1 protein-coding gene is annotated in these 739 nt (G+C 63.7%); it reads left to right on the forward strand.

What is annotated here, in order from left to right; translation table 11 throughout:
• Positions 1 to 739 (forward strand): serine/threonine protein kinase (locus NMG70_RS32540; protein ID WP_254028279.1); only part of this gene is annotated, 739 nt, incomplete at both ends.

A 739-nucleotide genomic window follows, 5' to 3' on the forward strand; every position in this document is an offset into this window, starting at 1 on the left:
GGCAAGGTTCACGAGCGCGGTCTCATTCACAGGGACATAAAGCCGACGAACATCCTGGTGAACGAGGCAGCCGGCCAGGTGCGGCTCACCGGCTTCGGCGTGGCGTCGCGTCTTTCTCGGGAGCGCCAGGCGTCCGAGCCTCCCGAGGTCATTGCCGGTACCCTTGCATACATGGCTCCAGAACAAACCGGTCGCATGAACCGGTCGGTCGACTCGCGCAGCGACCTCTATGCGATCGGCGTCACATTGTATGAGATGCTTATCGGCAAGCTGCCGTTCATGGCTTCGGATCCGATGGAATGGGTCCACTGCCACATTGCCAGGCGACCGGTACCACCGTCCGAGCGGATGAAGAAGGTGCCCCGCGCTGTCTCGGCAATCGTCATGAAGTTGCTCGCCAAGAACGCCGAGGAGCGCTACCAGACGGCCGGCGGGCTGGAGGCAGATCTACGACGCGCCTTGGTTGACAGGGGGAGCCGGGGGCGGGTCGGTGAATTTCCGCTCGGGACGCACGATCTGGCCGACGAGCTGCTGATTCCTGAGCGGCTCTATGGGCGCGAGCGTGAGATCGCTGTCCTGCTTGCCGCCTTCGACCGGGTCGTTGCGGGCAACGGGCCGAAGCTGGTGTTGGTTTCGGGCCATGCCGGAGCTGGCAAGTCCACGGTCGTGCACGAACTCCACCGCGCTCTCGTACCGTCTCGCGGGCTGTTTGCATCCGGCAAATTTGACCAGAACCAGC

It is taken from the genome of Mesorhizobium ventifaucium (assembly GCF_935822925.1).
Classification (GTDB): Bacteria; Pseudomonadota; Alphaproteobacteria; order Rhizobiales; family Rhizobiaceae; genus Mesorhizobium; species Mesorhizobium ventifaucium.